Below are 24,080 nucleotides of genomic sequence, written 5' to 3' on the forward strand. Positions count from 1 at the left end.
TCCCTCCCCAGGGTCCGAACAGCTTTCGCTACTCAACGAGTTCGTTCAGCCAGTCCTCGAGTTCAGTATAGCCGTTGCCGTCATTGTCGCGCGAGCCGTCGTCCGGATCGTGAGGGTCGAGGCCGCGGGCGACTTCCCACTCGTCCGGAATGCCATCCCCGTCGCTGTCGGTGCGCGGTGCCTCGGAGGGCAGGTCGGGCCATCCGCCGACTTCCGCTTCGGATGAAATGATCTGCCCGGTCCCGTTGATCACGTCATCGATGATGCGTTGGTCGACCGAGTCACGCCAGAGCGACGCCCCAACGCCTTCCAGCACTGCTGTATAGGCCTCATCGGCGCTGTCGGTGCGAATGAAATCGGCCTCGTACGGCTCATCAACCCAGCTCAGATCGTGCGCCGCAGAACGCAACATCGGCCGCTGGTCACGCAGCTCGTGATCCATCGTATTGCCCGAGAAATGGGCCCGCCCGGTCGTGTTGCGCATGTAGAAAATGACCGGTCCCAGCGTCTGCGGTCCTTGGACATAGGCATTGTTGATGAAGTTGTAGCGGGCGACGGAGGCCGGATCGAGATCGGTACCGGCAGCATGGTGGTAATCCGTGTTCTCACGGCCATAGAGTGGGTCCTGGTTGAGGCCCAATTGGGTCGAGGGATCAAACTCGGCGCTGGCAGGTACCCAGTCCCAAAAATCAGTCTCCGCGCCATGCCCCCAGTTGTAGAAAACATTGTTGCGGAAATCGAGGAAGAGGCCTTCCGGGTCCGCGAAGGGAGTCGCGTAATTCCCGATGCGGGGCATGCGGGAATTGTGGTTGGCCCACAGATTGTGATGCCAGGAATAGCGGGCGCCATTATTGCCGCGGATCAGGCTGCCATAGGCGCGGTCGCCCTTCTCGTGTCCGGCCTGATAGAGTCCCTCGGACATGATCGACCACTGCACTGTCAGATTGGTCAGGTGCTTCTGGCCGGGCGTTCCGCGATAGCTTTGTGACGAAGACAGGGTTTCGTCGATCGCCCAGCTGGTCGAGACATGGTCGAGAATGATGTCCGACCCGCCGACGATCGAAATGGCGTCATCCTCGACCTGGCTCTCGCCGCCAATGCGCGAGCGGATGTATCGGACGATGACGTGATTGGCGTGGATCTGCAGCGGATAGTCGCGCAGGGCAATGCCGGCTCCGGGGGCCGACTGGCCAGCGATCGTGATGTGATCGTTCAGAACACGGAGCGGGCTTTCCAGTTGGATCGTGCCGGATACCGCGAACACGATCGTGCGCGGGCCGTCAGCCTCGACGCCTTCACGCAGAGAGCCGGGACCGGCATCACCGAGATGTGTCACCGTGTAGACATCGCCGCCACGGCCACCGCGACTGAAGCGCCCGAAGCCATCTGCGCCCGGGAAAGCGATCTGGCCGTCACTGACAATTGCTGGAGACGTGGCGCCGTCGGCAGAAAAATTTGTCGTCAATGCATCTATGTGACCGCAACCAGTTGCGATGGCGCAAACGCCAACGAGCAAAGCGCATCTGATCATTTCTATCTCCTCCCCAGCGGTCCCGATTTGTCGGTGACCATCGTCGTTACGTGCCGCTGATTGTTGCTCGCGGCTTGATCTTGAGGGCATACCGTGAAAAATGACACCGGTTTCCTTTATCGGAACCGTAACCAATATCGAGAGTGGCGCAAGCCCCTTCGTCAGAGCAACTCGTCGGCCGACAAGGCGAGGAAAATCAGGGAAGAATGACTTGACGCCGAACCAGAAAATCATTTCCGCAGCCTTCGTCGACGCGCGTCAGGCGGCGCTTGGATTGAGGGACTATCCCGGTGAACTTCCGGCGACGTTGGCGGATGCCTATGCAATCCAGGACATGTCGATTGCCCGGTGGCCCGATATGGTTGCTGGCTGGAAAATCGGCTTGGTTCCGCCGGCGTTCCGGAACCCGGTCGGTGCCGAACGACTGGTTGGTCCGATCTTTTCGGATCTGATCCGGGGGCATGCCGATGGTGAAGTGCACGCGATGCCGGTTTTCGCCGATGGCTTTGCCGCGATCGAGGCCGAGTTCATTTTCGTACTTGCCGAGTCAGTGCCGGTGGGTACGGAGATTACGCCAGAGCTGGCCCGTCGCGTTGCCGGAAAACTGCATGTGGGCGTTGAAATCGCGTCCAGCCCTTTTCCAGGTATCAATCAACTCGGTCCAATCTGCGTCGTGACTGATTTTGGCAATAATTTCGGACTGATTGTCGGGCCGGAAATCCGCGATTGGCAGTCGCGACCTTGGTCGGACATGCCCGCGTCAGTAACCATCAACGGGACCCGGGTGGGGGCAACGACAGCCGCATCATTGCCCGGAGGCCCGATAGGCGCGCTGGAGTTTACTTTGCGATTGATGCAGATGCGTGGCATCGCCCTCGAAGCGGGAAGTCGTATTTCAACCGGAGCGGTTACCGGAGTTCACGAAGCCCATGTCGACGACAGCAGCCGCGTCGATTTTGGCCCGTGGGGCGCGATCGACCTGACACTGACCGCGCTGCAACCCGGTTGGGGCCGAGCCAGACTTAGCACGGGTTGACTGGCGCGTCTGTCGTATCGAAGGCGGAGCGCTTGATTTGGCCCCAATGTTTTCGGCCCTTGAGAAAATCGATGGTTCCGGCGAACCGCCAGATATTGCTCAACTGCCGATAGCCGAAATTCTCGATAGCTGCGGCAAACAGCAATTGGCCGATTGCTTTCAGGGAGGCGGTGCGGCGCAATTCGATCTCCTGCAAAAGGATGGCTGAGGCCGACAACAGGAAACCGAAACTGCACACAAGGGCGAACAGGGCGGCAAACCAGGTCCAGGAAATCTGTCCGGTCACGGCGAGCAGCAAGGCCAGCACATAGCCGAGCACTTCCAGGCAGGGCCCGACCACGTCGATCACGATCATGCTGCCAAGGCCCAGCGTTCCGGGCAGGCCGTAGCCGGGGCGAAGCGCGGCGTCGCGGTGGCGCCACAGTGTCTCCAGCGCGCCGCGTTGCCAGCGTCGGCGCTGGCCGGCCAGATCGGAGAGGCGTTCGGGTACCTGGGTCCAGCAGACCGGTTCAGGAATGAAACGCACCACGGTGGGGCGGTCGCTGTCGCGACCGTCTCGGTGCAGGCGGACAATCAGTTCGGCGTCTTCGCCGACCGTGCGCGGATCATAACCGCCGACCTCGACCACGCGGGCCCGGTCGAACATGCCAAACGCGCCGGACACGATCATCAGGGCGCCCAGTTCGCTGAGGGCGAAACGGGCAACCAGAAAGGCGCGCAGATATTCCAGCGACTGCACCAGTGGCAGGAAACGGCGCGGCAGGCCGGCCTCTTCGACCGCGCCTTCCCGCAGTCGGCAACCATTGGCGACACGGACCGTCCCGGCCACCGCGGCGGTGTCGGGATTGTCGAGAAAGGGTTGGCTGGTGCGGATCAGGGCGTCGGCCTCCAGCAGGGAATCCGCATCAATGGCGCAGAACAGGCTGCCGGATGCATGGGCAATTCCCGCATTGAGGGCGTCGGCCTTGCCGCCATTGGCCTTGTCGATCACCCAGAGCGGAACCGGTCCGGGCCGGTGATAGACCGCGTGCACCGGCGCGAAATCCAGGCGGTCCGAACATTCCCGTTCCGCCGGCTTCAGATCGAAAGCCCGCACCAACCGGTTCAAGGTGTCGTCACCCGACCCGTCATTGATTACGATGACTTCGTAATTCGAGTGGTTCTGACGCAGCAGGGCCCGGGTGCAGTCAACCACAGTCTCGGCCTCATTATAGGCCGGCGCGAGAATGCTGACCCGGGGCGCTGCCTGTCCGATCCGCCGCATCAGTCTGTGCGCATTGGGCTCGAAGCGGCGTCGCATCAGGGTGACACCGGCGATCGCGATCAGCACGGCGTAAAGCGTGTCCTGGAACAGGGCGCTGGCCAGGATGAGAAAGGTGACCGGGAAAGTGACGTCCGGCCATACAAAGAAATCGATGATCATATCCATTGGATCACTCCTGACTGCTCGGCCTGACGGGCAGGCTCATTGATCATCCGCAAGGCGCGACGCGCGGTCTCCCGCACCCGCCAGGACGGATCATTGTGCATCTCGGCGATGCGGTCGGAGGCGGCTGTGACGCGCAGGTCGGCCAGTCCCGCCAGGGCGAGGATGCGGGCTTCAGCGTCGTTATCGCGCAAGGCGCGGATAAAGGTTTTCGTGGCATCGGGATGACCGCGCCACACCAGCGCACGCAGCGCTTTGCGGCGTTCGCCAGCCAAGGACGATGTCGCCATCCTGTCCAAGTCGGCAATAGCCAGGTCCAGCGAGGCGTCACCCCGGACGGTGGGCAGGCAGAGTGGTCGCTGGCGGGACGGTGCCAGGGCAGCGAAGCGGTCGGACAGGTCGCGCAGGGCATCGCCCTCCATGCCGGCCAGCAACTCGGCCAGCTCGCGGGCGATCCGCGACCAGGCCCGGGCAGAACGACGGCTCTTGACCCGCGGCAGCGGCGCGCCGGTGGCGACATGGTCCAGAAGGCAGGCTGTGCGGTAGGCATCCCGACTGGCGCGCACCGGTGCCTGCCAGCGCTCGAACAGAACGATGATCGCGGCGCTGGCCACCAGGCCGAGCCCGAGCGCGCAAAAGATTGCCGCTGCCGTCATTATCCATTCGAGCGAGTGCATGATTGTCCTCAGAAACGTTGGCGCATGGACAGGGCAAGGCCTGTGCGCGCATAGCTGCCCGACCGGTCGACCTGCGACACGGTCCAGCCGATTTCCCGGTCTGGTCCAAAGGTGCGACGAGCGCCGAATTCGACACTTCGGGTACGGGCCACGCGGCCGGCCTCGACATCAGGCGCGAGGCTCAGCCCGCCGCGGATCCGCCATTTGGCGCCAAGGGCCGTGTCGCCGCGCAGGGCGAGACCGCTTTCCCAATCGCCGCCGGACGCGCGCACAATAATCGGCGAGACCGAAAGCCAGGCATCGCGACCTGCCAGATAGTGGACAAGGCCAGGTGCCAGCACGGTCACCACGCCGTCGCCATAGTCAGCGAAGCGCGCGGTCAGGTCGAAATCGGTCCCGCCGCTGCCTTGAGCGGGCCGCCAGGCGGGGCGGGTCCAGGCGAGGCGCAAATCGATATCCTCGCGAAAATCGCCACCGAATGCGCTGCCCAGCGCCACTGAAGCGACACCGCCCGCCAAACGCTCCTGCAAACCGGCCTGCAGGAAGATGTCCTGCGTACCGAAACGGCGGGACCATTCGGCGCGGCCCCAGGTCAGGCGAGCATCAGCATTGCGGTAGCCCACTTGCAGGCCGGCCGCAGACCAGTCGTCCAGCGCGGTTCGCGACAGGGCGGCGTGCTCGACCACCAGATCGGCGGTCCAGTCGCCATCGGGCTGGGCCATGGCGGGACCGGCCACCAGGCCGGTCACTACCAGGCCGCCAAACAAGCAGGATCGGAGGCTCATGCCGCGACTTTCTGGCGAGACAGGGCGCCCGAGATACGTGCAATCAATTCACGCGGCTGGATCGGCTTGACGAGGCAATCATGCGCCCCGCCTTCGAGCGCCGCCACCGTATCGCCTTCATGGGCATAGGGTAGCAACATCATGACGGGCACGTCGGCGGTGGCCGCCACTCGCTTCAGGCGCGACAGGACTTCCAAGCCGCGCATGTCCGGCAGCAGCATGTCGACCAGGACCAGCTTGGGTCGGGCCCAGCTGACCAGATCGAGGGCGGAGCGGCCGTCGATCGCGGTGAGCACCGAGTGACCATTCATGGTCAGGCGGTGGCACAGCAGCGTTGTCATCATTGGCTCGTTCTGGACAACCAGGATCGGTTTCATCGCAATGTTTCTCTGAATGGTTAGAGGGCTGAAAGGCGCCGGACCCAAAAGGGGGGGAGGCCCGGCGCCTTTCTCCGACTCAATTGACGTTGATGCTGACGGAGTTGCCGATGGCAGCCGCTGTGGCTGCGGCATCGCCGCCATGGCTGATCGCCGCATTGAGCACGGACAGTTGGCCTGCCGCATTCCACTGGTTCAGATTGGCGGCGATATTGCCGGCAATACCGGTGTTCAGGCTGGTCAGGGATGCGGAGTTGCCGATCGACGCCGCAGTGGCCGCGATCTCGGAGAAGCCGCCGAGAGAACCGTTCAGCTCTGCCACCATCGTGCCGGAGTTGAACTGGTTGCCGGTCAGGTTGCTGCCGCCGGGCATTTCGACCGACAGGGAGTTGCCGATCGAGGCCGCGGTCAGCGTCGCTTCCGATACATTGCCGACTGAACCGTTCACGGTCGCGGTCATGGAGCCGAGATTCGCCTGGGCAATATCAGCATCGACAACGGCGTCCGTGGCGGTCACGGAGGCAGAGTTGCCGATCGACGCGGCGGTCACGGCCGCGGTACCGACAGCCGAGACGGATGCATTGGCTTCCGAGACAGCGTGGCCGAGATTCATCTGGTCGAGATCGCTGGTGACACGGGCGGCAGCGTCGAGCGAGAAGGAGTTGCCGATGGAGGCAGCCGTGCCCGACAGTTCGCCAAGCGCACCACTGGTGAGGTTCAGCACGGACGTCTGGTTGCCGGTATTCAGCTGATCGGTTGCATAGTCGATCGTATCGATGATGCCCGTCGCATCCAGTTCTGCGGCTGCGTCAATTTCGCTGACTTGTGCGTTGACGCGGCCCAGGCCGACGCCGACTTCGATGCCGCGGCCCTTGTTCTGGGCGAAGGCGGACGGGGCAGACAGTGCCACCAGGGCAGTGGCGAGAAGAACAGACCGTTTCATGATTAATCTCCGGAAGTGGGGGTCTGGAAGGAAACAGGGGTGCCGGTCGCGGCTGTCCCTGCGGTTGAACAGGTTTGCGCGGCGGGGCCGGCAAGGCCTGAGACGAGGTCGAAAACGGCGCTTTCGACGATCGTTCGGATGGCGGTGTGGACCGGCTCCTGGACGCGTTCGCCCATGCCGATGTCCAGCGTCGTGTCGCCAATGAATTCAAACACGCCGGCGCGGATCTCGTGTCCGCGGATCACCTTGCTCTGGCTGACGATATCGATGACACGAAGGTCAGTCGCATCGACCAGGCGAAGGTCCAGGCCAACGGTCATCGCATAGTGGCGACGGCCGCCAATCAGCGGTCCGATACGCGCTTCCGCGACGCCGGAATGCAGATTGAAATTCAGTTCTGTGATGCCGCCGAGAATGATGTAGTCGCTCCCGGCGATGGAGCCCGCCATGACCCGGCGGTAGTTTTCTGTCGGCTGGCCATCCGGTCCGATCAGACGGCTGTTCGCGAATTCCAGCTCCTGCTGGGCGACGCGCGTGTCGAGGCGTTCGGCAAGCGGGAAGCCTGCCCGGTCCAGCGCCGACATCACCATCAACGCCGTTCCCTGGGTGGCCACCGTTCCGTCGAGCGAGGAAAACCGCCCGGTCAGGTCGTTGACGTCACCGACGGCAATCCGCGGGCGACCCGCCGTGGCGGTCCGGGCCAGGCAGACCAGGTCTGGGGAATAGGCAGTCGAGTTGTCGATCACCCGGGCGCCGGTATAGCCGGCCATGTGGTCATGGAAGTCACCGGAAAGGCTGGCGCAGCCTGTCATGGCGCAGAGGGTGAGAGCCGATACGCCGGCTTTGAGGGGGGGCAACCAGCTCATCCTAATTCCCCGAACCGTTCGGCAACTCGCCGACGATGGCGGTCTGGCTGCCGAGATTGATCTGGGTGGTGTCGAGCTGGACCGTATTGTTGTTGCCGGTGATCGTGACGCTGACGAGATTGCCGATGGCGGTCGCCTGGCTCGTCGTGGCGGTCACGCCCCAGCTGGGCATGAGCCGGCTCTGAGTGCCACCGCCGGACGTGCCGGTCGACAGCTGGCTGGTGCCGGAGATCACAACCCGGTTGCCTTGCGCGTCCTGCTGGAACCCCATTGCCTGGTTGACGGCAAATCCGGAGTCCAGGCTGACGGGGGTCGCCATCTGGGCGGCGGCAAGGGCGAAACTGGCGATCGGCATGTCTGCCTCCTCGGGGTCATCTGTTTGTTGATCCGAAGTTGGCAGCCGGCGCAGGGCGGCGATATTAACCATGTGGCCCATTCTCAGCGGCAGGTGGACAGGCCTACCTGACCATTCGGACAGGGGACATGTTCGCCTGGTCAGGCCGGGCCGACCGATCGAACCGGGGCCGCCCTACCTGTCCGAATGGTCAGGTTGTCTTCGCGCCCGCTCGCGCGACAATGACGTCGGGATTGAGAAGAAGGGTAGACACATGAAGGGCGTTGTTTTCCGTCAGTTCATTGACCACGCAGAAAACGCTTTCGGCGAGGCTCTGGTTGACAAGGTGTTCGATCAAGCGGACTTGCCGTCCGGCGGGGCGTATACGAGTGTCGGCTATTACGATCACACCGAAATGTTGACCTTGGTCGGGAAGACAGCAGAGCTGACTGGCCAGTCGGTCCGTGAACTTCTGGTCGGTTTCGGCAATTCGCTGTTTGCGGCCCTGATCGCCTCGCACGAGCAACCCGGGATCACCCATCCGTTTGATCTGATGGAGCGTATTCACGGCGTCATCCACCGTGATGTCCGCAAACTCTATCCCGACGCGGAAGTTCCGGAGATCCTGGTAACGGCGCGTGATGGCAATGCCCGCCTCGTCGTCGATTATCACTCGACCCGCCCGATGGCCGATCTTTGCGAAGGCATGATCCTTGCCGCTCTGGACCATTATGGCAAAGCGGACGAATACGTAGTTCACAGGGATGACAACGCCGACAAGCCGTTGCGCGAAGCCCGCTTCGAGATCGTGTCTGGGGCAGAACACTGACTGACAAGGATGATCAGATTGGCAGGCTTGAAAGGCGGCTGGCCCGGGAAACCGCCGCCCGCCGTGAAGCCGAGCGTGTGCTCGAAGCCAAGTCGGCGAGCCTCTATGAAGCCAAGGAACGTCTGAGTGAAGAGACTGCCAAGGTGCAGCGGCTGAGCACAGCCATCGATGTCTCAGCCGATGGTGTTGCGATTGCCGACGCGGACGGCATTTTTACCTATATGAATCCGATGCATGCCGGCATGTTCGGCTATGCCAGTGTGGACGATTGTCTCGGGCGCCCATGGACCTCCCTTTACGACGATGAGATTTTGTCCGTCTTTGAACGCGAGGTCATGCCCGCCTTCACGCGCGACGGATATTGGCGCGGCGAGGCGACGGGGCGCGCTCAGGACGGCTCGGCAGTCCATCAAAGCCTCTCCCTGACGGCGCTTTCTGACGGCGGTATCCTCTGTGTTTCGCGCGATATTGCCATCGACAAGCGTCGCGAGAGTCAGCGCGAACAGTTGCAGGCGATGCTGGCCGATGCCGAGCGCCGCGATGCGCTGGGGCGCATGGCCTCGTCTGTCGCGCACGATTTCGCCAATATCCTGACCGCGATCAATGCGTCGGCGCGTCTTTTGCGGAACAGCAATACATCGCTGAAAGACGCGTTGATATTTGATCGCATCGTGACGTCGTGCAGCCAGGCCAATGATCTGGTCGACGATTTGATGACTTTTGATGCCAACCCGGTGCGGGAAGCGCGGGCCATCGACGAGATTGTTCGGGACGTCGTGGAGATGATGTCCAACCAGTTCACGGCGCCCCATCGCCTCGAACTCGTTGCCGATGACGAGCGGCTCGTTTGCGAAATCGACCCCACCCTGTTTGCCCGCCTTGTCGCCAATCTGGTCAAGAATGCCCACGAGGCGCTCGGGACAAGCGGAACGGTCACAGTGCGTACCATGCGCATTCAAGAGGCCGAGCCGCTTGACCTTCCATTTCAGCCATCAGCGATCAATCATCGCGGCGAGCTTCGTCACTACCCGGCAGCTCGCCTTGTGGTGCAGGATGATGGCAATGGCATGCCCCAGGAGGCGCTCGACCAGGCGTTCACACCATTTCAGTCAAGCAAGGGGCGTGGGCGCGGGCTGGGCCTGGCCACGGTCGATGCCCTGTTGACCGGCCAGGAAGGCTGTGTCGCCTCCTATAGCCGCCCGGCCGAAGGCACTGTTTTTGTGGTAGACCTGCCGCTTCAGATCGCGGAAATCGCTGTGCCGGCGGCGGCTGACGACAGTGAGGGCGAGGCCAATCATGCAACCGGCGCCCTCGTCGTGGATGATGACAAGACCTTGATGAATTTCGTTTGCGAGGCGGCCAGCTGCGCTGGCTGGGACCCGGTCGGCTTCACAGACCCTGTCGAGGCACTGAAGGTATTCCGGGCTGCGCCCAAGGCGTTTGGCGTGGTGGTTACAGATCGCCGGATGCCGCAAATGTCAGGCGATGAACTGGTGCGTGCTTTGCTCGCCATCCGCCCGGATACGCGTATCGTGATGTGTTCAGGCGCGCTGCAGCCACCGCTGCCGGCCGGACTCGCCGCTACGCTTGCCAAACCGGCTACGCTCGACGATCTGATTGAGACTATCGGAGCGCCGTTGGCCGACTAGTGCGGCCAGGTCCGAACACAGGAAACAGAGCATGAAAATTCTGATTGCCGACGATCATGACCTCGTCCTCGACGCTGTCCGGTCCTTGCTCGAAAACGACATTCCCGATGTCGAAGTTGAACTGGTTCGGTCCGGCGATGAGGTCGAGCGCATTCTTTCTGACGGCAGCCGATATGACCTCGTCCTGCTGGATCTCAGAATGCCCGGTATCGCCGGTGTGCAGGATGTCAGGGATTTGATGAAGCGGCATGGCGACCAGCCGGTTGCGATCCTGTCCGGGATGGCTGCGCCGATGGAGGTGCAGATGTTGCTGGAAAATGGTGCCCGCGGCTTTATCCCGAAAACCATGCCGGCCGACGGTCTGGTCGCGGCCGTCCGGCTCATCCTGGCCGGTCAGGTTTTCTCGCCCATCCATCACACGACCGACCCGGAAAACGCGCCGGCCTCGCTCACACCGCGAGAGCGCGAAGTCCTGTTCTGCCTGCAGCGCGGCGAGGCCAACAAGGAAATCGCCCGCAGTCTCAACATTCAGGAAACAACGGTGAAGCTCCACCTGCGTTCCCTTGCCCTGAAGCTCGAGGCCCGCAACCGGACAGAGGTTGTCGTCAAGGCTATCCAGGCTGGCCTTCTGGCCTAGCGAAGGCACAGCCCCCGTCGTTCGAGACCAGAGCGTATGTAGCTGACGGCACCCTCGTGATGGTGCGCGGGATTGTCGTTTGGGAACACCTTTCGGAGATTTCGGCACCATCTGGAATAGACACGCGGGGTGGCTGATCGGGTACCTTGCGCGGTCGGCCTGTGCGGGCGACGATGACAGTCTTGTGTCAGGCGTGGTCTGGCGTGCGGGTCCGGTGTGCGGGCCAACGGGGAAAGCGTTTGCGGCGGGCAAGGCTGCAGGCGTGGGGCTTGGTCGTGGCCGTGAGTGACGCGTTCAATGTCGAAAACCTGTACCGCGAGCATGGCTCGCGTCTGCGCTGGATTGTCCGCCGCATCGTCAAAAATCCGCAGGACGCTGACGACATCACACAGTCGGCCTTTGAGCGCTTGTTGAAGACCGATGTCGAGGCGCGACCGGTACGCGACGAGTCCGCCTTCCTCACCACGATTGCGACCAATCTTGCCCGTAATCATCTGCGCCACCGCGATACGGTGCAACGCCATGCCGATAGCGTCGCGCACCATTATACCGACGTGTTCGTGCAGTCGCGGTCACAGGTTGAAAATGCGCCGCCGGACGAGGCGCGCGAACTGGCGTTGCAGGCCGCCATCCGCAGCCTGCCGCCGAAATGCCGGGCGGCTTTCGTGCTGTGCAAGCTGAAAGGATTGACCTATCAGCAGGCCGCCGAACGCATGGGCGTGTCGTCGCACATGGTCAAGAAACACATCCAACGCGGCATGGCGCTGTGCGCTGCGCGTCTGCAATCCGGGACCAAACCCGGAAGCAATACCACAGGGGCTGGGCATGATGCCGGTTGATCCGACGTCCGATATTCACCACGACGCCGCAGGCTGGGCCATCTGGCTGCAGGCCGGGGCGCCGTTTGATCCTGGGCGCCAGTCCGAGCTGTTGGCCTGGCTGGACGCCGACCCGCGCCATGGCGATGCGCTGTCGGCCTGTCTCGACCTGGACGCGGCGCTCGATCAGATGCGGACCGGCAGCTGGGCAGAGGGATTGATTGCGGAAGTCGAGGCGGAGCTGGAGGAGGCCGAAGGTGGGTCCGTGCCAAGGCATGCCGGTTCTGTCGTCCGTCCTTTCGCCGGCCTGGGCTGGCGGTCGGTCGCCCTGGCGGCCTCGGTCCTATTGTTCCTGGCCGTGACCCCGTTCCTGGTCGGCTCGTTTCTGGTGGGTGCTCCGACGCCGCCAGCCGAACAGGTTGTTGCCGAGGCGTTTTCGACCGGGCGCGGTGAAATGCAGACCAGGGTCCTGGCCGACGGGTCCACGGTGACACTGAATACCGCCTCGCGCATTGAGGTCAGTTTCAGTGATTATGAGCGCCGCATCGCCTTGCCGCAGGGCGAAGCCCTGTTCGAGGTTACGCATGACCCGTCACGCCCCTTCATTGTCGCGGCGGGCGGCTATGAAGTGCGGGCCATCGGCACCGCCTTCAACGTCTACACCCGGGATGACGGGCGCACGATGGTCACCGTTGTCGAGGGGATCGTACAGGCGCACGATACGGTGGCCCCGGCCAGCCCGGCCTTGCTGCATGCTGGCGACCAGGTCGAATTGGCTCCGGGGACACCGCTCCCGGCGCCGCTGCGGGTCGATGCCGACCTGGCCGTGGCCTGGCGCTCCGGTCGGCTCGTGTTCGATGGCCGGCGACTGGCTGATGTCGTCGACGAGTTCCGGCGTTATGGCGATATCACGGTCGAGTTCGCTGATGCAGACGTTGCCGAAATCGCCGTGTCCGGTGTGTTCGACCCGCGTGATAGCGAAGCCTTCTTCGCGGCACTGGACCGGATGGGGCCGGTCGGGATCGAGCGCGGCGCCGATCGGATACAGCTCTACAGTACAAATGAGTGACGGGCGGCGTGTGACCACAACACGCTCGAGGGACGGGTCCGGAAAGGTTTGAGGGGACGGCATGCGCGTCGGGCGGTCAGGTCTGAGCTTCTCTGCCCGGCTTTTGGCTGGCGCAGCCATGAGTCTCGTTCTGGTGCCGAGCGCTATGGCGCAGGCTGATCGACCGCCCAGCACTCAAACCGGCAGCGAAACCCGCATCCTGTTTGATATACCGGCTGGCCCGCTCGCCAATGCGCTGCGCCGCTACTCTATCCTCACGGGCCGTCAGCTCCTGTTCGAGTCGCGTCTTGTCGACGGTCATCGCGTCGCGGCCCTGCGCGGTCTGGCAACGCCTGGCAATGCGCTTGATGAATTGTTGGCCGGGACCGGCCTGCAGGTTGACCGCGTTGATGCCCGCACCGGTGTCCTGTCAGTCTCGGCGCTGGCCCCGACATCCCCAGACTTGCCGACGGCCCTGCCCTCCGCGGCGGGGCAGGCCCCGGAAAGCCGGCCCGTTGGCTGGCTGACCCTGGCCCGGGAAACGGCCCCGGCCGATCCGGGTGACGTGATCGTGGTGACCGGTTCACGCTTCGCCCGCTCCAACCTGACTGCGGTCACACCGGTTTTCGTGGTCGGTCGTGCGGAAATCGAGGCGTCCGGTGCGTACGAAATGGGAGCATTGCTGGCAGCACAATCTCCCGCGACATTGGAGTTTTCCGGGCAATCGACCCATCTGAGCGCCCAGAATGCAGGTCTCACATCGGTCGGGCTGCGCGGTCTGGGCACGACCCGGACCCTGGTGCTGATCGACGGGCGGCGCACGGTCTCCAATAGTGGCAATGCCAGTCGTTTCGGATCGGGCTCGATCCCGATCGAGTTTGTCGAGCAGGTTGAGATCACGACCGGTGGTGCGTCGGCACTTTACGGCTCGGATGCCATCGCCGGCGTGGTCAATTTCGTGCTGCGTGACGACATGACCGGCGGCTCAGCGCTTTTCCAGTCGGGCATGACCGAAAATGGCGGCGGAGGGTTCTCGGTCGGCTCCATGACCATTGGTCGGCCGTTCGACGCCGGTCGCGGTCATGTGCTTGCCAACCTCACGATCGATCAGGTCAGCCGTATAGGGGCCGATGAACGGGATTGGGCACGAGCGGATGTCGCCCTTTCCGATGACGGCACGGAATTGGAGACGGACCGCAGCACCTACACGTCCGGTGGCCGTTTCATCGGCTATGATTTCTGGTTTGACGAATCCGGCCTGCGGCAGGATTTCGATTCTGAACTGGACAGTGTCTCGATCCGGCCTGACGCTACGATCAGCCTGCCGCGCGAGCGCCAGATGCTGTCGCTGAACGCGCGCTACGACCTTGCCGGACAGGCTGAATTGTTCGCGACGGCGCTTGTCTCACGCAGTCAGAGCCAGGCAACACGCGAAGCTCAGACCGCCTATTATGGACAGGATTTCGGCCCCGCGCGGGAGGATATCGGTCGCATCGCGCTGGATAATCCCTTCGTGCCGGCACCGATCCGCGCAGCCGCGCTGGCCGACGGGTTGAGCGGCATCACCTGGCGTCGACGCTTTACCGAACTGGGGCCGGAATACCGCGATATTGATCGCGCGACCGACCGTTTCTGGGCCGGGCTCCGCGGACAGGCGGCGGGCTGGAACTGGGAGGCCTACCTCGGACATGGTCGATATGTGCAGACCCAGATACGCAGCGGAGAACTCAATTTCCGCCATGTCCAACAGGCCCTGGATGTTGAACCGGTCGCGGGCAGGGCGGGCGAGTATCAATGTCGCGACAGCGCTGCCCGCCTGGCCGGCTGCGTGCCTCTCGACATGTTCGGCATCGGGTCGATCAGTCCTCAAGCGGCGGACTATATCCGGGCGACCGACAGGCTCGATATCGATGTCCGCCAGGATACTTTCGGCATCACTCTGACCGGCGAGGCGGTCTTCCCGGGGTTGGGCGCCATACCCTTGGCCGTGGGCGTCGAGCATCGACGTGATCGGCAACGCACCGTCGGAGACCCGGTTACCCAGTCGCGTGACACCGGCTATGTCGATGTGCCCGATCTGGATGCGGCTGTGGATGCGACAGAAGCGTTCTTCGAGACCTCGGTAACGCTGTTGTCCGGGCGCCCCATGATCGAGCATTTCGGTGTTGAATTCGCTGGGCGACTGGCCCGTTACGACATTGAAAGTGTTGGCGGGGTCGGTAGTTTCCGGCTTGGCGCCAGCTGGGTCGTCTCGCCCGGATTTCAAGTGCGCACGCAGATCGCCAACGCCCAGCGGGCGCCCGGCATGAGTGAATTGTATTCGGCGCCGCGCGGCGATTATGACAGCGTGTCTGACCCCTGCGACGGCGTCACGGCAGCCTCGTCGGGCGTGGTGGCAGAGAATTGCCGCGCTGATGCCCGCATCGCCGCCGTGATAGCAAGCGATGGCGTTTTTACGCAGAGCGGCAGAAACATCTATGCGCCCAATTCCGGCAATCCCGATCTGACCGAAGAGGCAGCGCGGAGCTGGAATCTCGGCTTTGTCTTCACACCCCCGCAGCGCCCCGGCTTCTCGCTGATGCTGGACGCCTATGGCATCCGCGTGGATGGCGCGATCTCGTCCCTGAGCAGCCAGTCCCTGTTGCGGGAGTGCTATGGCGCAACGCTACCGCTCGCTGCGAACAGTTTTTGTGATGCGATTGAACGGTCCGGGACCGGCCAGCTGGTGGCAATGCTGAATCGTACCGACAATCTGCATGCACTCAAATCAAGCGGCGTCGATGTCCGTGTCCGCGATGGCTGGCGTGTTGGTGATGGCTGGCTGCAAGGCGAGTGGAGCGCGCAAATTCTTTATGCCTACACCCATCGTTTGCAGCAGGAATTTGCGCGGACCGATGGATCTGTCCAGATCAATCGCTGGGACGGGGAAGTCGGCACGCCGACCCATCGCTGGACTGGCTCGCTGAGCTGGGAACGGGGCGATTGGCAACTGCAATGGCGCGCGCGCTATGAGGACGCCAGTCTTGATAGTCACGACCGTGCAGACGCGGGCGATGCCGATGACCAGCTCTTTCTCGCTGTTGACCCATGGCTGCAACATGACCTGTCGGCCCGGATCGACCTGGTCGAAGGTTGGCGACTGTTTGGCGGGGTCAACAATGTCTTCCACGATTACGGCCCCTTCCTTCCCAGTGGTACCGACAGTGGCGACCGGCGCAATTTCAATCCGGCTTATGACGTCGCGGGGCGCACGGTCTATCTGGGCTTGAGGCGCAACTGGTAACCCCTCCGCTGAGAAGCGTCGGACGGAAATTCATAAAAATGTCGTCGCGCAGGTACCCGGTGCCGGCCCTGGCGTGTCCTCCCTAGACAGGCGTGGTGATCCGCCGTCGAGGGGACGGCGTGGCATGCATTGAGGGGAGTATCTGATGCGGGAGTTCAAACGAGTGGGCCGGGCAACGACGCGGGGCGGGCTGATGGTTGGCGCGGCGATGTCCGCAATCATGCTGGCAAGCACGACCGGTCTGGCGCAGCAGGCCGGCGAGACGCCGGAAGCGACCAGCCAGGATGACACGATTGTCGTCACTGGATCGCGTATCCGCCGGACCAATGCGACGACGGCAATCCCGACGCAGATTTTCACGACCAATGACATTGTCGAATCCGGCACGGTCGATGTCGGTGAGCTGCTGGCCGCGATGCCGGGCGTTGATGCAGACCTGTCGCCGGAGAACTCCGAGCTCTCGATCCAGAATTCAGGCCTGTCGACGGTCAATCTGCGGGGACTTGGCGCCGATCGCACCCTGGTGCTGATCAATGGCCGTCGTGCCGTCTCGAACTCGGGCAATGGCGAGCGGGTCAGCCTGCAAACCATCCCGGCCGGCTTTGTTCAGTCGATTGAAGTCACCACGGGCGGCGCCTCCGCGATCTACGGGTCGGACGCCATCGCCGGTGTTGCCAACATTATCCTCGAGCGTGATTTCGACGGGATTGAAGTGAATGCCCGCTACGGCTTCGCTGATGCCAGCGGCGAAGAAGAGACCACAATCGAACTGACGATGGGCCGCAATTTCGACAATGAGCGCGGCAATATCATGTTCGGCGCCAGCTATGACCATGAAACCCCGATCTATGCCGACGAAACGCGTCCGGATTCGCTCCGGACTGACGACTGGTCGGGCAATGGCGAGTTCAATGACATCTATCTCTCGTCCTACCTTCCTGGCGGACGTTTTGAGAGCGACGATGCCTGGAATATCGACGGCGTCTGGTACAATGACCGGTCACTTGCCCCGAATGACGGCCGCACGCCATCGGTCGGCTTTGAGACGGCCCTCGACGGCTACAACTTCCGTCCCGGCCGCACCCTGTCGCCGGAAGTGACGGCCTACACCGCTGCGCTCGCCGCCCGCTACGAGTTCGATGGTGGCGTCGAGGCAACCGCCGACTTCCTCTGGTCGCGGGTCGACAGCCTTTACGAGGGCTCTTACGAGGCGGCGATTTACTCCACCGATGTCGGCCCGTTGGGCAATACGTTCGACATCGGCCAGATCGCCAGCAATCACCCCTTCATCCCGGCGGCGGTCGAAGAGACCCGCGTGGGGTCGGTCAGCTGGTATCGCCGCTTCAACGAGGTCGGTCAGGAAACCCGCGACAATGAGCGCACGACGGCGCGGGCTGCCGTCGGCCTTGCCGGCGATCTGGGCGACACTTGGCGCTGGCAGACCTTTGCCACGTATGGACGGTTCGAGCAGAACCAGATCCAGGGCAATAATCTCAACTATCTCAACATCCACTATGCGCTGGACATCGAGGCCGACGGAAATGGTGGCTATCAATGTGTCGATGCGGGTGCGCGGGCTGATGGCTGCGTTCCGCTCGACATTTTCGGTGAGGGATCGATCACGCCGGAAATGGCGGACTACATCCGGGTTGCCGGCCATGTTCAGCAAATCCGTGAGCAGACCGTCCTTGGCGGCTCGGTCGATGGCGATCTGTTCGAGATGCCGGCCGGTACCGTTGCTGCCGCATTCGGCATTGAATGGCGTGAAGAAAGCCAGGACACCAATGTCGACGCCCTCATCCTGGAGGAGACGACCAGCCTCTCGGTCGTCCCGGAGATCGAGGCCAGTTTCGATGTGGTTGAAGCCTTTGCCGAGCTGGAAATTCCGCTGTTTTCCAACGTGACCGCGCAGCTTGCCGGCCGCGTCGCGGATTATTCCACCATCGGCACGATCTATTCCTATAATGCCGGTGGTTACTGGGAGCCGACCGACAGCCTGCGCCTTCGCGGTCAGTATTCGCGCTCGCAACGGGCACCGACGATCACGGAAATCTTCTCGGCCCCGCGCCAGGATTCCGACAGCCTGCTCGACCCGTGTGACGGGCTGATGCCGGATGGCAGCGGTGTGACGCCGCCGGCCGGAAGTGATTTCTCCGCCGCAACGATTTCTGCGAACTGTCTTTCGGAAGCGGGCATCCAAGCCTATTTTGCGGATCCCAACAATGCCGGCCAGCGTTTCGAGTTCGACGGTTCGGTCAACGGCCCCAATGCCGGCAATCTGAACGTTCGCGAAGAGACAGCCGACACCTTCACGGTTGGCGCGGTCTGGGCTCCGAGCTTCGCTGAAGACCTCTACATCATCGTGGATTACTACAATATCCGCGTTGAAGATGCGATCGGTTCGATCTCGACCCAGACCACGGTCGATCTGTGTTATGGCGCCGCAGATTTCCCGAACAACCGCTTCTGTGACGTCATCACCCGTGACACATCGGACGGTCGGGTTGTGGAAGTCATCAACCGCCAGGAAAACCTCAACGAGCTTCTTTCCGAAGGCATTGATGTCTCGGTGATGTGGGACTTCGAGGTCGACAGCCTGCCGGGTGAATTCGGTCTCGACCTGCGCTATTCGCGCTCGCTGGCCGATGAGTTCGAGTTTGTCGGTGAGGCCGGTCAGCCGGTCCGCGAGGACTCCAACGGCTCCATGTATGATCCGACGCATGAAGCTCGGGCCCGGTTGTCCTGGAGCGAGGGCGGTTTCTACGCGTCCTATACGTTGCGCTACGAGTCCGGCGGCGTTGACGATCTCGACGTCGATCCGACCGACCCGCTCTACTTCGTGGCGGATGACCAGTTCCGGTCCAATGTCTATGCCCGTTACCGCTTCGACAATGACTACCGGACGAGTGTCTATGCCGGTGTCACCAACGTGTTCGATGAAATGGGTCCGTTCATGCCGGGCAATTTCGCCAGCGGTTCGAGCTCGAACATCAACTCGCCGCAGAACTCCCTCGTGGGACGGCAATTCTACTTCGGTATTCGCAGCGAGTTCTGATCGCGCTGCCTGACCGGTCCCTCCGGTGACGCCCGCCCCGACCCCGCCCTGCGGCGGTCGGGGCGGGCGGATCCGACTGGCGCAGGCCGCCTGCGCCCCGCTGCTTTCCTGACATTTCCGCGGAGTCTGACATGATCCGATCCACCGTTCTGGCCAGTCTGGCCTTTGCGGGCTGGCTGAGCTTCGCCCTGGCGCCGACCGCTCACGCCAACGATGCGCCGTCGCTGGCCCTCAATCCGGTCGCAGCGACCGCGCGACGTGAGATGACGCCGGTCGACATGATCGAGATGCCCCGTCTGGACGGTGTTCATCTGTCCCATGATGGCCGGGTCGCCTTGATTCAGCGTGTCACCACGGATTGGGCCGAGAACGAGAGCGTAACCGGGTATTGGCTCTGGCGACATGACCAGACCAGCCTGCGCCATCAACCGGATCTCGATACTGCCGACCGGGTCGTCCTGTCGCCGGACGGTCGGCGGATCGCTGCGGAAATCTCGCCAGAAGGCAGCAGCAATGACGAGGTCTATATCCGCGATCTCGACGGGGGCGAGCTGGAGCGTCTGACCCGTCATCCTTCTGCCGTCCGCTCGATCGCCTGGTCGCCGGACGGTTTGTTTGTGTACTACCTCGCCAGCGATGCCCGGTCCGAGGCGGAGCGCGAACGCCGACGCACCACCCATATTGTTGACCCTTACTATGAAGCAACGCGCCGCCGCCATCTCTGGCGAGTGCGGGTGGATAGCGGTGCGCGTCAACAAGTCACCCAGGGTGATGTCCATGTCCGCGGCTTTCACCTCGCAGCCAATGGCGCGATCCTGGTCCGTGTCTCAGCCGAAACCCATGCCGATGCGACCTATCAAAGCGAGCTTATGGTCGCGGACGGGCCGAGTGAGCCCTTCCGCCGTGTCACTTCGAACAATTGGCCGGAAGGCAATGCCCGCCTGTCGCCGGCGGGGCGGCGGATCGCCTACCGCGCACGACTGGGCCAGGACGGGCTTGATTACGTACAGGAAAAACTGGTCGTGCTCGACCTGGAGAGCGGCGTCACCCGCGTCCTGGCGCCCGATGCCAGCTGGGAAGTCGATGGATTCGCCTGGTTGCCGGGGGGGGAGAGTCTTGTCGTTGCCGTCCATGACGGCATCCGCTCCGGCCTTGTCCGTGTTGACGTTGATGCCGGCAGCCTGACCGTGATTTCGCTCGAGGACCGTGCCCTGGTCGACTGGTCGCTGGCGGATGAGACTGGCGAGGTGCTGGCCTTGTTCCAGACGGAAACCAGCAATGGTGATCTCTGGCGTGTCACCCCGAGCGGCGAGAGCGACCGCCTCACGACAATCGGCGCGGCCAGTGTGTCAGCCGTCGCCCTGCCGCGACAACAGCTTGTTGAATGGCGCAGTCATGACGGCACGATGATCGAAGGCTTCTATTTTCCACCCTTGCACTCCGGTGACGGTCCGCCGCCACTGGTGGTCCAGATTCATGGCGGACCACGGTCAGGCGACCAGTTTGGGCAATGGAAGTGGTCACGCTTTGTGCCGGTGCTGGCAGCGGAGGGCTATGCTGTCCTGTGGGTGAACTACCGTGGTGGTGTCGGCTATGGCGACGAATTCATGAGGGGCATGCATGGTGAGTATTTCGCCCACGCGGACCGTGATGTCCTGGCGGGCGTTGACCATCTGGTCGCGTCAGGCTTGGCGGACCCGGAGCGCATGATTGTTTCCGGCTGGAGTGCTGGCGGTCACATGACCAACCGCTTGATCACGCAGACCGACCGGTTCGCGGCGGCAATGAGCGGTGCCGGGGCGGTCGATTGGGCCGTGCACCACCTGACCAGCGATGTCCGCGGTGCCCGTCGACTCCTGTTCGATGCTGATGTCTGGGCCGAGGGGACCTATGATCGGGCCTTTGTCCCGCAATCCTTGCTGCGTGACCTGCATGCGGTGACCACACCGACCCTGATCTTCGCCGGGGAAGATGATGAGCGCGTGCACCCGTCCCAGTCGATCATGCTCTACCAGGCGCTGCGGAATCTGGGAGTCGAGGTACGCCTCTACCTCGTGCCCGACGAGGAGCACAGCTTTGCTTCACCACATCATCGCCTGTTCCGCATCAATGCCGAGCTGGACTGGTATGGTCGCCATATCGGCCGTCCCGATTGGGACTGGCAACCGCCGCCTGTTTTGGCGGAGGATGACTGACCAGCAGGTTCTGAGAGGCATCCGACGCTCGTGTGGGCGGTGTCAGACCCGAAACGGTTTGCGGTCGTCTGGCAGCACTTTTCTGACCTCCGCCTGATTTCGGATGCAGAGCGATCTAGCGGGCGAAAGGCCCGGTCATCCTTGGCGATCCGATCTTCCAGGGGCTGGCCACTTCGCTCCTGTCTTTTCAGCTTTGGGCTCAAAACCGTCTGACGGCCCCCCAAACGGGCTCCAACTTGGTGGCTGTCCGGCCCCTTCGTCCTGTGGATTGACATGGGCGTCGTATTGGCGAACGGTATGACAACGTTATCAAGCGTGATCACAAACACGCTGACATGTTGCCGATCAACGGCAAAGCGGGGGGAAATATGAGCTTGTCTGGCCTGGATCTGTTTATTGTGGCGGGGTACGCGATTTCGCTGATTGCAATTGCGTTTTTGGTTAGTCGGGAAAAAGCGGGGCACAAGAAGGACTCCACGGACTATTTCCTGGCGGGCAAGGCGCTGCCGTGGTGGGCCGTGGGTGCGTCGTTGATCGCTGCCAATATCTCGGCGGAGCAGATCATAGGGATGTCGGGGCAAGGCTATGTGGTCGGCCTCGCGATCGCAGCCTATGAATGGCAAGCCGCGATTGTATTGCTGATCGTTGCCAAATTCTTCCTGCCGATCTTTCTGGAACGCAACGTCTATACGATGCCGCAATTCCTCGACCAACGCTTCGGCGGCGGCGTCAAATCGATCATGGCGGTCTTCTGGATAGCGCTCTACACGGCGGTCAATCTGACCAGTGTATTATGGCTGGGTGGGTTGGCTCTGAATGCGGTGACCGGCATGGCGGTCCTGCCAGCCATGATGGCTCTGGCCGCCTTCGCGGTTGTCTATTCGCTGTATGGTGGACTGAAAGCCGTAGCCCTCACCGACATTGTGCAGGTCGTGGTGCTGATTGTCGGCGGCCTCCTGATTACCTGGATTTCCCTCGGCCTGGTCAGCGAGGGCGGCGGAGCCTGGTTGGGCGCCACGCGACTGATCGACGAGATTCCCGGGCATTTCGAGATGATCTTCAGTTCGGATCACCCCAATTATTCCGATCTTCCCGGTATCTGGACCCTGCTGGGCGGGCTTTGGGTTCTTCATTTCTCCTATTGGGGTTTCAACCAGTACATTATCCAGCGTGCGCTCGGATCGAAGAGCCTCAGTGAAGCCCGCAAGGGTCTGGCCTTTGCAGCGGGACTCAAGCTCCTGATCCCGGTCATTGTGGTGGTGCCGGGTATTGCAGCGCTGTATCTGGCGCAGAATGGCCTGCTCGATCAGGCTGTTCTCGACGACCGTCCGGACAGCACTTATGGCATCCTCATGACGCTCGTTCCGACTGGGGTGCGAGGCCTTGTTTTCGCGGCGCTGATCGCAGCCATCGTGTCGTCGCTGGCGTCGATGATGAACTCGATCTCGACAATCTTCACCATGGACATGTATCGGTCGATGCGACCTGAAAAGTCCGAGCAGCACTATGTCGGGGTGGGGCGGATTGCGGCCTTTTCCGCGATGCTGATCGCGCTGGTTCTTGCCCAGCCCTTCCTGGGCGGAATGGAAAGCGCCTTCCAGACCATCCAGGAGTATACCGGCTTCGTGGCACCGGGCGTGGTCGCGGTCTTCCTGCTCGGATTTTTCTGGAAACGAACCAACACAATGGGCGCGTTCGCCCTGTTGATCTCGTCCGTCGGACTGTCCTTCCTGTTCTGGCTTCTGGCCAACCCGGCAGCTGTTGGGGGCGCAGGTTCGACGATTCTGGCCGCGTTCGGACTGGCGGCACTGGACCTGCCTTTCGTGGTAAGGATCTGGATCGTCTTCCTGCTTTGTGTCGGGATCGGCGTCCTGGTGTCCTTGCTGACCGGCAAGCCGGCAGAAAACCGACCGGTCGAGCTGAGCGGTATCCGGTTTGCCACCGAGCCGGTGTTCAATCTGGCCAGCCTGGTCATCATCGCGATCCTGGTGGCGATCTACGTCCGCTTCTGGTGACGGTGTGTGCCGGCTCATTGTCTGCATGGGCGTGAGCGGGTGTGGCAAGACCACACTCGCTCACGTACTTGGAGAGAAGGCCGGCTGGCCGGTGCTGGAGGGGGATGACTTTCACCCACCGGCCAATATCAGGAAAATGGCTGCGGCCAGTCCCCTGACCGATGTGGACAGGAAGGAATGGGTCAGGGCGATAAGGTCCGAGGCCGACAGTCGACCCGAGCCCGATATCCTTCTTTCCTGTTCTGCGCTGACTCCGGCGGTCCAGGACTGGTTGGGCCGGGACAATCCGCGTGACCTGACCTGGTTGTGGCTGGACGTTTCGCCCGAGGAGGCGGGTCGACGTGTGGCGGCCAGGTCAGCCCATTTCATGCCCGCCAAGTTGGTAACCTCACAGTTCGACGCATTGCGACCGCCAGCGGACGCTCATCGCCTGCAGGCGGATCTGCCGGTTGAGCAGCTGGCGGGGCAGGCGCTCCGGATCCTGCGAGCCGGTTCACCAGTCATTTCGCGAAGCTAGGGGGCACTGACGGTTCCTCGCTTGACTATCACACGCGCATCCGCAAATTTGACAACGTT

General features: G+C 62.6%; 19 protein-coding genes. 11 read left to right on the forward strand and 8 right to left on the reverse strand.

Annotated elements, in window-relative coordinates; all coding sequences use genetic code 11:
- Positions 1-28 precede the first annotated feature (28 nt).
- On the reverse strand, positions 29-1,465 hold the full coding sequence (locus tag ACN0X9_RS00545; RefSeq protein ID WP_417485683.1) for a pectate lyase: 1,437 nt from the start codon (positions 1,463-1,465) through the stop codon (positions 29-31).
- A 166-nt stretch (positions 1,466-1,631) separates the two neighbouring features.
- Here ACN0X9_RS00545 and ACN0X9_RS00550 point away from each other — a divergent pair, with 166 nt between their 5' ends.
- The gene (locus ACN0X9_RS00550; protein ID WP_417485684.1) at positions 1,632-2,567 is read left to right on the forward strand and encodes a 2-keto-4-pentenoate hydratase; all 936 of its coding nucleotides are present in this window, start codon (positions 1,632-1,634) and stop codon (positions 2,565-2,567) included.
- Here ACN0X9_RS00550 and ACN0X9_RS00555 read toward each other — a convergent pair.
- The 7 genes from ACN0X9_RS00555 to ACN0X9_RS00585 all read right to left on the reverse strand — a co-directional run bounded on the left by ACN0X9_RS00555 (position 2,554) and on the right by ACN0X9_RS00585 (position 7,996).
- Positions 2,554-3,996: a glycosyltransferase family 2 protein gene (locus ACN0X9_RS00555; RefSeq protein WP_417485685.1), complete on the reverse strand. Its 1,443-nt coding sequence runs from the start codon at positions 3,994-3,996 to the stop codon at positions 2,554-2,556. The two genes, ACN0X9_RS00550 and ACN0X9_RS00555, sit on opposite strands and share 14 nt — an antisense overlap.
- Positions 3,987-4,670: a HEAT repeat domain-containing protein gene (locus tag ACN0X9_RS00560; protein WP_417485686.1), complete on the reverse strand. Its 684-nt coding sequence runs from the start codon at positions 4,668-4,670 to the stop codon at positions 3,987-3,989. The genes ACN0X9_RS00555 and ACN0X9_RS00560 overlap by 10 nt, the downstream gene beginning before the upstream one ends.
- 8 nt (positions 4,671-4,678) lie before the next feature.
- Positions 4,679-5,455, reverse strand: a complete 777-nt coding sequence (locus tag ACN0X9_RS00565) for a YaiO family outer membrane beta-barrel protein (protein ID WP_417485687.1) — start codon at positions 5,453-5,455, stop codon at positions 4,679-4,681.
- Positions 5,452-5,832: a response regulator gene (locus ACN0X9_RS00570; protein ID WP_417485688.1), complete on the reverse strand. Its 381-nt coding sequence runs from the start codon at positions 5,830-5,832 to the stop codon at positions 5,452-5,454. Before ACN0X9_RS00570 ends, ACN0X9_RS00565 begins: the two co-directional genes overlap by 4 nt.
- Positions 5,833-5,911: 79 nt before the next feature.
- Entirely contained in the window at positions 5,912-6,775 is an 864-nt protein-coding gene (locus tag ACN0X9_RS00575; protein ID WP_417485689.1) for a hypothetical protein, read from the reverse strand.
- A 2-nt stretch (positions 6,776-6,777) separates the two neighbouring features.
- On the reverse strand, positions 6,778-7,641 hold the full coding sequence (locus tag ACN0X9_RS00580; RefSeq protein WP_417485690.1) for a CsgG/HfaB family protein: 864 nt from the start codon (positions 7,639-7,641) through the stop codon (positions 6,778-6,780).
- Position 7,642: 1 nt separating this feature from the next.
- The gene (locus ACN0X9_RS00585; protein ID WP_417485691.1) at positions 7,643-7,996 is read right to left on the reverse strand and encodes a hypothetical protein; all 354 of its coding nucleotides are present in this window, start codon (positions 7,994-7,996) and stop codon (positions 7,643-7,645) included.
- Between the two features lie 253 nt (positions 7,997-8,249).
- On the opposite strand from ACN0X9_RS00585, the gene ACN0X9_RS00590 reads away from it, so the two are divergent.
- The 10 genes from ACN0X9_RS00590 to ACN0X9_RS00635 all read left to right on the forward strand — a co-directional run bounded on the left by ACN0X9_RS00590 (position 8,250) and on the right by ACN0X9_RS00635 (position 24,021).
- Positions 8,250-8,804: a heme NO-binding domain-containing protein gene (locus ACN0X9_RS00590; RefSeq protein WP_417485692.1), complete on the forward strand. Its 555-nt coding sequence runs from the start codon at positions 8,250-8,252 to the stop codon at positions 8,802-8,804.
- Positions 8,805-8,881: 77 nt separating this feature from the next.
- A complete protein-coding gene (locus tag ACN0X9_RS00595) occupies positions 8,882-10,453 on the forward strand; it encodes an ATP-binding protein (protein ID WP_417485693.1) in 1,572 nt (523 codons plus the stop codon).
- Between the two features lie 31 nt (positions 10,454-10,484).
- The gene (locus tag ACN0X9_RS00600; RefSeq protein ID WP_417485694.1) at positions 10,485-11,090 is read left to right on the forward strand and encodes a response regulator; all 606 of its coding nucleotides are present in this window, start codon (positions 10,485-10,487) and stop codon (positions 11,088-11,090) included.
- A gap of 281 nt (positions 11,091-11,371) precedes the next feature.
- Positions 11,372-11,929, forward strand: a complete 558-nt coding sequence (locus tag ACN0X9_RS00605) for an RNA polymerase sigma factor (RefSeq protein WP_417485695.1) — start codon at positions 11,372-11,374, stop codon at positions 11,927-11,929.
- Positions 11,916-12,977, forward strand: coding sequence for a FecR family protein (locus ACN0X9_RS00610; protein WP_417485696.1), 1,062 nt, complete (start codon positions 11,916-11,918; stop codon positions 12,975-12,977). The genes ACN0X9_RS00605 and ACN0X9_RS00610 overlap by 14 nt, the downstream gene beginning before the upstream one ends.
- Before the next feature lie 118 nt (positions 12,978-13,095).
- Complete coding sequence (locus ACN0X9_RS00615; protein WP_417485697.1) at positions 13,096-16,239, forward strand: TonB-dependent receptor domain-containing protein; 3,144 nt, start codon at positions 13,096-13,098, stop codon at positions 16,237-16,239.
- 145 nt (positions 16,240-16,384) lie between these two features.
- On the forward strand, positions 16,385-19,294 hold the full coding sequence (locus ACN0X9_RS00620) for a TonB-dependent receptor plug domain-containing protein (protein WP_417485698.1): 2,910 nt from the start codon (positions 16,385-16,387) through the stop codon (positions 19,292-19,294).
- Positions 19,295-19,425: 131 nt separating this feature from the next.
- A complete protein-coding gene (locus ACN0X9_RS00625; RefSeq protein ID WP_417485699.1) occupies positions 19,426-21,489 on the forward strand; it encodes a S9 family peptidase in 2,064 nt (687 codons plus the stop codon).
- Between the two features lie 368 nt (positions 21,490-21,857).
- Positions 21,858-23,504: a sodium/sugar symporter gene (locus ACN0X9_RS00630; protein WP_417485700.1), complete on the forward strand. Its 1,647-nt coding sequence runs from the start codon at positions 21,858-21,860 to the stop codon at positions 23,502-23,504.
- A gap of 25 nt (positions 23,505-23,529) precedes the next feature.
- Positions 23,530-24,021 carry a gluconokinase gene (locus ACN0X9_RS00635; protein ID WP_417485701.1) on the forward strand — a complete coding sequence of 164 codons (492 nt, stop codon included), beginning with the start codon at positions 23,530-23,532 and terminating at the stop codon, positions 24,019-24,021.
- Positions 24,022-24,080: the final 59 nt, after the last annotated feature.

It is taken from the genome of Maricaulis sp. (assembly GCF_048268525.1).
GTDB lineage: Bacteria > Pseudomonadota > Alphaproteobacteria > Caulobacterales > Maricaulaceae > Maricaulis.

Excerpts from the sequence above, each read along its gene's own strand:
- ACN0X9_RS00550 (WP_417485684.1), top strand. The coding sequence starts at position 1,632 with ATGACACCGGTTTCCTTTATCGGAACCGTAACCAATATCGAGAGTGGC.
- ACN0X9_RS00555 (WP_417485685.1), bottom strand. The coding sequence starts at position 3,996 with ATGGATATGATCATCGATTTCTTTGTATGGCCGGACGTCACTTTCCCG.
- ACN0X9_RS00560 (WP_417485686.1), bottom strand. The coding sequence starts at position 4,670 with ATGCACTCGCTCGAATGGATAATGACGGCAGCGGCAATCTTTTGCGCG.
- ACN0X9_RS00565 (WP_417485687.1), bottom strand. The coding sequence starts at position 5,455 with ATGAGCCTCCGATCCTGCTTGTTTGGCGGCCTGGTAGTGACCGGCCTG.
- ACN0X9_RS00570 (WP_417485688.1), bottom strand. The coding sequence starts at position 5,832 with ATGAAACCGATCCTGGTTGTCCAGAACGAGCCAATGATGACAACGCTG.
- ACN0X9_RS00575 (WP_417485689.1), bottom strand. The coding sequence starts at position 6,775 with ATGAAACGGTCTGTTCTTCTCGCCACTGCCCTGGTGGCACTGTCTGCC.
- ACN0X9_RS00580 (WP_417485690.1), bottom strand. The coding sequence starts at position 7,641 with ATGAGCTGGTTGCCCCCCCTCAAAGCCGGCGTATCGGCTCTCACCCTC.
- ACN0X9_RS00585 (WP_417485691.1), bottom strand. The coding sequence starts at position 7,996 with ATGCCGATCGCCAGTTTCGCCCTTGCCGCCGCCCAGATGGCGACCCCC.
- ACN0X9_RS00590 (WP_417485692.1), top strand. The coding sequence starts at position 8,250 with ATGAAGGGCGTTGTTTTCCGTCAGTTCATTGACCACGCAGAAAACGCT.
- ACN0X9_RS00600 (WP_417485694.1), top strand. The coding sequence starts at position 10,485 with ATGAAAATTCTGATTGCCGACGATCATGACCTCGTCCTCGACGCTGTC.
- ACN0X9_RS00610 (WP_417485696.1), top strand. The coding sequence starts at position 11,916 with ATGATGCCGGTTGATCCGACGTCCGATATTCACCACGACGCCGCAGGC.
- ACN0X9_RS00615 (WP_417485697.1), top strand. The coding sequence starts at position 13,096 with ATGAGTCTCGTTCTGGTGCCGAGCGCTATGGCGCAGGCTGATCGACCG.
- ACN0X9_RS00620 (WP_417485698.1), top strand. The coding sequence starts at position 16,385 with ATGCGGGAGTTCAAACGAGTGGGCCGGGCAACGACGCGGGGCGGGCTG.
- ACN0X9_RS00625 (WP_417485699.1), top strand. The coding sequence starts at position 19,426 with ATGATCCGATCCACCGTTCTGGCCAGTCTGGCCTTTGCGGGCTGGCTG.
- ACN0X9_RS00630 (WP_417485700.1), top strand. The coding sequence starts at position 21,858 with ATGAGCTTGTCTGGCCTGGATCTGTTTATTGTGGCGGGGTACGCGATT.
- ACN0X9_RS00635 (WP_417485701.1), top strand. The coding sequence starts at position 23,530 with ATGGGCGTGAGCGGGTGTGGCAAGACCACACTCGCTCACGTACTTGGA.